The following is a 6294-nucleotide window of genomic DNA, read 5'->3' as shown; positions in this document are numbered from 1 at the left end:
GAAGGTCTTCGTTTCGCGATCCGCGAAGGTGGCCATACAGTAGGCGCTGGCGTTGTAACTGAAATCGAAGGTTAATTAGTAGCCTTTTATAAAAAATAGGACCCCAATGGGGTCCTATTTTTATGTTAATTTATATATTGTTTATTACATTTGTAACCAAAGATACAGAAACTATCTTTGACTGGTGCTATTATAATCTTAAGGAGGGCAAAAGCCCTCCTTTTGTGTTTTTTAGAAAAGGAGGTAAAGTGATGGGTGAATACAAAAAGTATTGGATAGCTGTAGTAGCCGTACTTATCATTGGTTTTTCAATCCTTGGTTATCTAGGTACTGATGTGTATCATCAAGCACCGCCGGTGCCGACTGCATATGTATCTCAAGATGGACAAGTCTTGTTCACTAAGGAAGATATTTTACATGGTCAATCGGCATGGCAATCTACAGGTGGTCAATCTGTGGGGACGGTTTTAGGTCATGGCGCTTATCAAGCACCTGATTGGACAGCAGATTGGTTGCATAAAGAAGTATCTATAATGTTGGATATTAAGTCGCAAGAGGCCTTTGGTGTTCTTTATAACCAATTGGGACCTGCACAACAAGCAGCAGTTAAAGAAGTGGTAAAAGAAGAATATCTAGGTAGTGCAGTTCGCGATGATGGAACCGTGGTTTTATCTCCAGAGCGCATTACGGCGATGAATATTACAGGTCGTTATTTTGTTGAACTTTATGGTGATAATCCAGAGTTGACATTGACTCGTGATCATTTTGCAATGAAGGACAATACATTGCCTGAGTTACAAGACCGTATTGATATGGCTCGTTTCTTCTTCTGGACTACGTGGATGGCATCTACCCAACGTCCTGGTACAGATGCGACATACACTAATAACTGGCCACATGAACCGTTATTGGATCATAATCCAACACCTGAAAGTGTTGCTTGGTCTGTTGTGAGTGTCATCATTTTATTATGTGGCATAGGTGTAGTTGTATGGTTGTGGTCCTTTGGTAAGAAAGACGACGAACATGCATTGGTTCCTCCAGCAGAAGATCCAATTAGCAAGATTACCTTAACTCCATCTCAACGTTCATTAGGAAAATATTTATTTACAATCCTAGCATTGTTCTTATTCCAATTGGGGATGGGTGGTATCATTGCTCACTATACTGTAGAAGGTCAAGCGTTCTATGGTATTCCTTTAGCTCAATATTTCCCATATTCTATTGCCCGTACATGGCATATTCAGGCGTCCTTGTTCTGGATTGCTATGGCATTCTTAAGCGCTGGTTTATTCTTGGCACCAATTATTAATGGTGGTAAGGATCCTAAATATCAAAAGCTAGGTGTAGATATTTTATTCTGGGCGCTTGTAGTTCTCGTAGTTGGTTCCTTCGCTGGCACATATTTAGGTGTAGCACATCAAATTCCAGCAGCCTGGAATTTCCTTCTCGGACACCAAGGTTACGAATATATAGAACTAGGTCGTATTTGGCAATGGATTGAATACATTGGTATTCTATTCTGGCTTGTACTCATGATACGTAGCATTATTGGTGCTTTCAAACAAAAAGGGGATAAAAACCTTATTGCTGCCTTTATCTTCTCTGTTATCATGGTAGGTATCTTCTATGGCCCAGGTTTGTTCTATGGTGAACATAGCCATTTGGCAATTATGGAGTACTGGCGTTGGTGGGTAATTCATCTTTGGGTAGAAGGCTTCTTCGAAGTATTCTCTACTACATTGATGGCATTTATCTTTGTTACACTAGGGCTTGTATCATATCGTGCCGGTACAGTGGCAGCCATTTCCTCTGGTGCTATTTATCTTATCGGTGGTATTCCTGGTACATTCCATCATCTATACTTTACAGGTGTTACATCTACTATTGTGGCAACAGGCGCATCCTTCTCCGCATTGGAAGTAGTACCACTTGTACTATTAGGTTATGAAGCCTTTGAAAACTATACACGTCTTCACAGCGCACCTTGGATGCATCGTTTGAAATGGCCTGTATACTGCTTCATTGCGGTATCCTTCTGGAATCTTGTCGGTGCAGGGGTCTTCGGCTTCTTGATCAACATGCCAGTATCCTTATTCTACATTCAAGGTCTTAATACAACTGCAGTTCATGCGCATACCGCATTGTTTGGCGTATATGGTTTCTTAAGCTTAGGCTTTGTATTCCTTATTGCTCGTTATATTAGACCTGAAGTAGAATTCAACGATAAATTGATGAAATTCGGGTTCTGGGCTCTCAATATAGGCCTTGCCTTAATGGTGCTCATCAGCTTATTGCCGATAGGTCTTATCCAAGCGTGGGCAAGCATTACACATGGCTTGTGGTTTGCACGTAGCGAAGAATTCATGCAACAACCATTGTTACAAAACTTGCGTTGGCTTCGTATGATTGGTGATACAATACTAATCATTGGTGCCGTAGCATTCTTCTGGCAAATTGTGAAAGTTTTATTTGCGAAGAAATCCTAATTGACAGACATAATATAATTCTATGCATTAACGGCATAAATTGTATGAAAAATATGTGATAATTTATTACCATATTAATGGCGTTCCTTTCTAGACAAGGAACGCCATTTTTTGTTATACTATCCCTGTCAGGTACATGTGCCTGGCTTTTTTGAGTTGCTCAAAAATCTTGACATCGCTTGCTACGTATGATATATTTCTTTAGTATGTAGTCGAGCGTTTTCGAGTACAAGAGACAGATTAGTAAATAAAAAGCGAGGTGTATCCGGATGCGTAATGCCATTACTTTAGCTTGCACAGATTGCAAACAACGTAACTATCAAACGAACAAGAATAAAAAGAACAATCCTGATCGTATTGAAATGATGAAATATTGCAAATTCTGCGGTAAACATACATTACACCGTGAAACAAAATAATTCTTATCATTCATTACCTGTTGATTTGAGGATGTGAAACAATGGCAAAGTCTAACTCAGCAGTGCAGCAGCGTGGTGGATTTGGAAAATTCTTCCGCGGTGTGAAAGCTGAACTTAAAAAAGTAGTCTGGCCAACAAAAAAAGAACTCATCAATTACACAATAGTAGTATTCTTAGTGACGATTTTTATCGCCTTTATTATTTATGTACTTGATGCAGTCTTTGCCCAACTTTTTAATACGTTGTTGCACTTTGTTGGATAAGGGGGCCATTTCATGGAAGCAGATAAGAAGTGGTATGTAATTCATACCTATTCAGGCTACGAAAATAAAGTTAAAACCACTCTTGAACTTAAAGTTCAGTCTATGGGTCTACAAGATGTGATTAGCCGAATTTTGGTACCTCTTGAAGACGAAATAGACGAAAAAGATGGGGTTAAAAAAGTAGTAAAACGTAAGATATTTCCTGGGTACGTATTGGTTGAAATGGAAGTTAATGACCGCTCTTGGTATGTTGTGCGCAACACACCAGGTGTAACAGGCTTCGTTGGCTCTGCCACTAAACCAGTTCCACTTTCTGATTCCGAAGTAGAACATATACTTAAGTCTCAGGGCTTGGATAAGAAACCAAGCATCAACATCGATGTAGAAGTTGGTGAAACGGTACGCATTACGTCCGGGGCCTTTGAAGATAAACTAGGTGTTATTACCGAACTTAACCCTGAAAAAGGAACATTGAAACTTAATGTGGAAATGTTCAACCGAGATACCGAGGTAGAGGTAGAGTTCTCTCAAATTGAGAAAGCTCTTTAATATATATATTATAACTCTAAAAAAGAGCAATCGATTTTGGTTGCCAGTGGGAGGATGTATATCCGTTACCACCACAGTATAAGCATAGGAGGTTTAATTACCCATGGCTAAGAAATTAGTTAAACAAGTAAAACTACAAATTGAAGCCGCTAAAGCTACTCCAGCACCACCAGTTGGTCCTGCACTAGGTCAAGCAGGTGTTAACATCGTTGCTTTCACAAAAGAATTCAACGAACGTACTGCTAAACAAGCTGGCTTAATTATCCCAGTAGTTATTAACGTATATGAAGATCGTAGCTTCGACTTCATCACTAAGACTCCACCAGCTGCAGTATTATTGAAAAAAGCTGCAGGTATTCCAAAAGGTTCTGGTGTGCCTAACCGTGATAAAGTAGCAAAAGTAGGTCGCGATAAAGTTCGTGAAATTGCTGAATTGAAAATGCCTGACTTGAATGCTAATACCGTAGAACAAGGTATGCGCATGGTAGAAGGTACTGCTCGCAGCATGGGCATTGAAATCGTTGACTAATAAGCGTACGACTTGCGCATAAGGCGCAAATCGGTGGGAGGGAATTCCCGTTTGACCACATAAGGAGGATATTATAATGGCAAAAGTAGGTAAGAAATACGCTGAGGCAGTAAAACTTATTGAAGCTGGTAAGTTCTACGAACCAGTAGAAGCAATCGAGTTGGTTAAGAAAACTGCAACTGCAAATTTCGATGAAACAGTTGAAATCGCTTTCAACTTGAATGTCGACCCTAAATACGCTGATCAACAAGTTCGTGGTGCAGTAGTATTGCCTCATGGTACTGGCAAAACTAAACGCGTTCTTGTATTCGCAAAAGGCGACAATATTAAAGCAGCTGAAGAAGCTGGTGCAGATTTCGTAGGTTCTGAAGAGTTAGTAGCTAAAATCCAAGGTGGTTGGAGCGACTTCGACGTTGTAGTTGCTACACCAGACATGATGGGTCAAGTTGGCCGTCTTGGTAAAATCTTGGGTCCTAAAGGCTTGATGCCAAACCCTAAAGTTGGTACAGTAACTCCAGACGTTGCTCGTGCAGTAAACGAAATCAAAGCTGGTAAAATCGAATACCGTACTGATAAAGCAGGTATTATCTCTTGCTCCATCGGTAAAGCGTCCTTCGATGAAGAAAAATTACTTGACAACTACCGTACAATCGTTGATACTATTATCAAGGCTAAACCTGTAGCAGCTAAAGGTCAATACATTAAATCTGTAACCTTGTCCGCTACAATGGGCCCTGGTGTGCCTTTGAACGTGTTCAAATTGAGCAACGTTACAAAAGAGCAATAATCACATATGTCTCTTAGCTGTAGACGGCTGGTATGTATAATGGATGAAAATCCGCCCGCTGAGGCTGACACTAGATAATCTAGGACTAGTTCGACCTCATCGCGTGCGATGGGGTCGTTTTTACGCTAAGATAGTACATAGAGCACCAAAAAATCTACAAGGAGGTAATCTAATGGCTGTCACTGAACAAAAGAAAGCAATCGTTGCTCAAATGAAAGAAACTCTTTCTGAAGCAAAAGGCGCTGTATTGATTGGTTACACTGGTTTGACTGTTGCGCAAGCAACTGATCTTCGCCGCAAAATGTTGGCTGAAGGCGTTGAATACAAAGTAATCAAAAATACTTTGACTCGCATTGCTGCAAATGAATTGAATCTTGAAGGTTTCGCTGAGCATTTAGAAGGTCCAACTGCATTGGCTACTTCTAAAGAAGATGCTGTTGCACCTGCTCGTGTAATCGAACAATTCATCAAATCTACTGAGAAAGAAGTTGTAACAGTTAAAGCTGGTATCGTTGAAGGCGAAGTTATGGATGCTGCAGGCGTTAAAGCAATTGCAAGTCTTCCAAACCGCGAAGGCATGCTTTCCATGTTGCTTTCCGTATTGCAAGCTCCTGTTCGCAACGTTGCATACGCTGTCAAAGCTGTTGCAGAAGCTCAACCAGCAGAAGCTGCAGAATAATAATTTCTGCGAAGTATTCATTGGTCGCTTAAGACTGATACAATAAACTATTTTATGGAGGAAAACTAAAATGGCATTGAACATTGAAAACATCGTTGCTGAATTGAAAGAAGCAACTATTCTTGAACTTAATGATCTTGTAAAAGCAATTGAAGAAGAATTTGGCGTAACTGCAGCAGCTCCTGTAGCTGTAGCAGCTGCTGGTGGTGCTGAAGGCGGCGCTGCTAAAGATTCCTTCGACGTAATCTTGAAAGATGCTGGCGCATCCAAAATCAACGTAATTAAAGTTGTTCGTGAAGCAACTGGTCTTGGCTTGAAAGAAGCTAAAGCTATCGTTGACGGTGCTCCTGCACCTGTAAAAGAAGGCGTAGCTACTGAAGCAGCTGAAGCTTTGAAAGCTCAATTGGAAGAAGCTGGCGCAACTGTAGAATTGAAATAATTCTAGCCATAATAAAAGGCGTACTCTCGGGTACGCCTTTTTTTGTTATAGAAATAAAATTTGTGGGTTATAGGACAAAACGTGTTGGTTTTATAGGCGATGGAGCCAGTAAATTACTGGCTCCATCGCTATTTTAAGTT

9 protein-coding genes are annotated in these 6294 nt (G+C 40.4%); all 9 read left to right on the top strand.

Annotation, left to right across the window (positions count from 1 at the left end):
- On the top strand, window positions 1–75 hold a 75-nt coding region (locus LKD20_RS09630), incomplete at its 5' end, for an EF-Tu C-terminal domain-related protein (RefSeq protein ID WP_205112264.1).
- A 176-nt stretch (window positions 76–251) separates the two neighbouring features.
- Window positions 252–2489 carry a nitric-oxide reductase large subunit gene (locus tag LKD20_RS09415; protein WP_227721597.1) on the top strand — a complete coding sequence of 746 codons (2238 nt, stop codon included), beginning with the start codon at window positions 252–254 and terminating at the stop codon, window positions 2487–2489.
- A gap of 269 nt (window positions 2490–2758) precedes the next feature.
- On the top strand, window positions 2759–2908 hold the full coding sequence (gene rpmG / locus LKD20_RS09410; RefSeq protein ID WP_004693530.1) for a 50S ribosomal protein L33: 150 nt from the start codon (window positions 2759–2761) through the stop codon (window positions 2906–2908).
- Between the two features lie 41 nt (window positions 2909–2949).
- Window positions 2950–3171 carry a preprotein translocase subunit SecE gene (secE, locus tag LKD20_RS09405; protein WP_005385468.1) on the top strand — a complete coding sequence of 74 codons (222 nt, stop codon included), beginning with the start codon at window positions 2950–2952 and terminating at the stop codon, window positions 3169–3171.
- Window positions 3172–3183: 12 nt separating this feature from the next.
- Entirely contained in the window at window positions 3184–3720 is a 537-nt protein-coding gene (nusG, locus tag LKD20_RS09400; RefSeq protein WP_005385471.1) for a transcription termination/antitermination protein NusG, read from the top strand.
- 103 nt (window positions 3721–3823) lie between these two features.
- A complete protein-coding gene (rplK, locus tag LKD20_RS09395) occupies window positions 3824–4249 on the top strand; it encodes a 50S ribosomal protein L11 (protein ID WP_004693535.1) in 426 nt (141 codons plus the stop codon).
- A 76-nt stretch (window positions 4250–4325) separates the two neighbouring features.
- Window positions 4326–5036 (top strand): 50S ribosomal protein L1, encoded by a 711-nt coding sequence (gene rplA / locus LKD20_RS09390; protein ID WP_005385473.1) that lies wholly within the window; start codon window positions 4326–4328, stop codon window positions 5034–5036.
- 172 nt (window positions 5037–5208) lie between these two features.
- Window positions 5209–5715 carry a 50S ribosomal protein L10 gene (gene rplJ / locus LKD20_RS09385; RefSeq protein WP_039968977.1) on the top strand — a complete coding sequence of 169 codons (507 nt, stop codon included), beginning with the start codon at window positions 5209–5211 and terminating at the stop codon, window positions 5713–5715.
- 70 nt (window positions 5716–5785) lie between these two features.
- Entirely contained in the window at window positions 5786–6154 is a 369-nt protein-coding gene (gene rplL / locus LKD20_RS09380; RefSeq protein ID WP_005385476.1) for a 50S ribosomal protein L7/L12, read from the top strand.
- Window positions 6155–6294 lie beyond the last annotated feature (140 nt).

It is taken from the genome of Veillonella fallax, from assembly GCF_020687175.1.
In the GTDB taxonomy this organism is placed as follows: Bacteria; Bacillota; Negativicutes; order Veillonellales; family Veillonellaceae; genus Veillonella; species Veillonella fallax.
Note: the sequence above shows the minus strand (reverse complement) of the source record. Positions and strands in the feature narration are given on the sequence as shown.